General features: G+C 36.9%; 2 protein-coding genes and 1 tRNA gene. 2 read left to right on the top strand and 1 reads right to left on the bottom strand.

The genetic code is table 11. The annotated features are described in order from the left end of the window. Positions 1–231: 231 nt before the first annotated feature. The gene (locus LJE11_RS18880; RefSeq protein WP_243148421.1) at positions 232–432 is read left to right on the top strand and encodes a helix-turn-helix domain-containing protein; all 201 of its coding nucleotides are present in this window, start codon (positions 232–234) and stop codon (positions 430–432) included. Between the two features lie 98 nt (positions 433–530). After that, complete coding sequence (locus LJE11_RS18875; RefSeq protein WP_059085258.1) at positions 531–1,745, top strand: site-specific integrase; 1,215 nt, start codon at positions 531–533, stop codon at positions 1,743–1,745. A gap of 345 nt (positions 1,746–2,090) precedes the next feature. On the opposite strand, the gene LJE11_RS18870 is transcribed toward LJE11_RS18875, so the two are convergent. Next, positions 2,091–2,162, bottom strand: a tRNA-Cys gene (locus LJE11_RS18870). Between the last annotated feature and the right edge of the window lie 91 nt (positions 2,163–2,253).

The following is a 2,253-nucleotide window of genomic DNA, read 5'->3' as shown; positions in this document are numbered from 1 at the left end:
GGAGTCAGTATCCTATTTTCATTATAGGCTGAGATAAGCTTTCATGATTCGTTGATAATTTTATACCTTATCAGGAAATGTATATAGGTGCTGCAGATAGTGTCGCATAAATGCACGCCTGCAGCTTGATGATTACATAGTAACACCTCATACGTGCATGAAACATGGCATAGGAAACGGTTTCCTGATATGTCTACTCTTTCATTAATCTAATTTATAGAGGTGATTATATTGAGTGAAACAGACAATCTCTTTAAAGCATACTCCGTTCAGGAGATAGCATCCATGCTCGGCATTGGAAAAACAAAAACCAGGGAACTTCTTGACAGTGGAATTCTTCCAGTTACAAAAGTTGGGCGGCAATATTTTACTTCACCAGCTTCTATTCAGGAGTTTCTCAAGAAAAACATAGGAAAGCAAATATTCTTTTAGGCCCTTTAGAAAGTTATTGTCAATCAGGCTTGGCTATATTAAAATAGACCTTATACCTGATTTGGCATGAATATCTCATTAAAGAAAGGGAACTATTCATGGCGAGAACAACGAAAGGTACACAACAAAAAAGAAGATCCAAAGGGGATGGATCACTATTTCCAAATAAGAGAGGAGGTTGGACTGCCCGATATAGAAAAAAAGGGCTACCGGACAAGGAGTTTAATGCTCCTACCAAAGGAGAAGCGAAAGCATTATTAGATGACTGGAAGATAAAAGTCGCAATACAAGACGCAATTACTTCAAACATCAAAGTACAGGACTATGCGAACAAATACTTATTCCGCAAAAGTCTCATGGTTGAAGCTGGCAAATTCAAACAAACCAGCCTGGATCGATTAGAAAAAACATACGAAAATCATTTAAAAGATACGGATGCTTTTAGCAAAACATTTTCTAATCTGACTGCTGATGATATTACAGCAACGATTAATGCCAAAAAGGAAATCCTGAGTTATTCATCATTAAAGAAAATTTACTTATTTTGGTCTGCAATGATTAAAACAGCAATTTCTCTCGGCGAACTGCCAAAAAACTTTTCTGATATTTTAAATCGGGTGATAATGCCGGAAGAATCCGTTCTTCCTGTAGAAACAAAGGAAATCTCAATCATCCCACCAGAACATGAGCAGATCATAAAAGAAATTGCAATGGAACCCAGTCCAAATAAAAATGAACGCTATTTGTATAGATATGGTCCTGCCATTGTATTCCTTTTAAACACAGGTTTACGTGGTGGTGAATTGCTTGCATTAGGTCAATCTTCTATCGTGCCCTTTTTAGGACGGCGTGGCATTAAAATCACACATACTCTTAGCAGGGTTAAAAACAGAGAGGCCGGTTCCAAAAAAAAGACTAAAATGATTTTGACTCCTCCAAAATACCCAAATAGTTTACGGACTATTCCATTAAACAAGGAAGCTGAATTTTCACTATCATGTATGATGGAGCTATACGATAAAAATCGGGTTTTTCCAGATTTGATATTATCTACGCAAAATGGTGTCAGCCCTACAATCCAAAATTTAGCCAATACGCTAAAGAAAATTTGTAAGCGTGCTGAGATTCCAGAATATAATCTTCATGCACTACGGCACACTTTTGCAACAAATCTGATCCGACAGACTCACAATATGGGAGAAATAAAGGAAGCTGCTGAAATCATTGGCGATAACTATGAGGTGATCATGCGTACTTATGTTCATACAGACAGTGAACGTAAGGTAAGTTTAATTGATGCTATGATTGCATAAATCTTCCGCTTAACAGAGGTAATGGTTGTCTACAGTATGATGGCACAGGCTGTAACAAGCAAAATTCTTCCACCTTATCGTCCACCTTACGAAACGATTTTACTTGATTTTATAAGGTTTTTAACGGTTTTTGGCGGACATATCTATAAATATTAAAGCATGAAAACTTATATTTTAGAATTAATTTTTTAAAAAAGGGAATTGGATTATGGAAAAAAGGACTTGTAGAAAAAATTGTGAACTTTTTCTTTCCTATAATTTTGCCACCTTATTTTTTTAGACAGAATTATAGGATTTTGAAAAAAGAAAAAGCCTCGAAAACCTTGATTTTCTGGGCTTTTTAAGAGGCGCAGACCGGATTTGAACCGGTGAATACTGGTGTTGCAGACCATTGCCTTACCACTTGGCTACTGCGCCATATTTAGTTATTTTGCACAATTATTGGGTTTGTAGCTCCCCCTGTTGGACTCGAACCAACGACACTGCGGTTAACAGCCGCATGCTCTAC

It is taken from the genome of Blautia sp. DFI.1.216, from assembly GCF_020594215.1.
Lineage (GTDB): Bacteria > Bacillota > Clostridia > Lachnospirales > Lachnospiraceae > Blautia_A > Blautia_A wexlerae.
This window is presented reverse-complemented; position numbering and strand designations above follow the sequence as displayed.

Coding starts and splice junctions, on each gene's coding strand:
- LJE11_RS18875 (WP_059085258.1), top strand. CDS start 531: ATGGCGAGAACAACGAAAGGTACACAACAAAAAAGAAGATCCAAAGGG.